This window comes from Streptococcus suis (assembly GCF_002960445.1).
GTDB classification, from domain to species: domain Bacteria; phylum Bacillota; class Bacilli; order Lactobacillales; family Streptococcaceae; genus Streptococcus; species Streptococcus hyiners.
In genome coordinates, this window is sequence record NZ_POJD01000474.1 from 1 (window position 1) to 295 (window position 295).

Here is a 295-nt window from a genome sequence, read left to right on the forward strand (position 1 = left end):
AACAGACTTCCCTGAACCAGTTGAACCAGCCACCAATAGATGGGGCATACGTGCTAGGTTAAAGGAACGGACGGAACCATTGACAGCCTTACCGAGAGGAATTTCCAGAAGTTTGTCTGGGTCTGTTTTAGATTGTTCCCAGAGCTCACGGAAAGGTACTGTAGCCACTTCGGAGTTTGGAACTTCAATACCGACCAGTGATTTTCCTGGGATAGGAGCTTCAATACGGACATCTTTAGCCGCAAGGGCTAGAGCCAAATCATCAGCTAGGTTAGAAATCCGATTGACACGAACA

1 protein-coding gene is annotated in these 295 nt (G+C 47.5%); it reads right to left on the bottom strand.

Annotated features, from left to right (window positions below):
* A partial coding sequence (locus C1G53_RS12850; protein ID WP_269088010.1) for a DNA translocase FtsK occupies window positions 1-295 on the bottom strand: 295 nt, incomplete at both ends.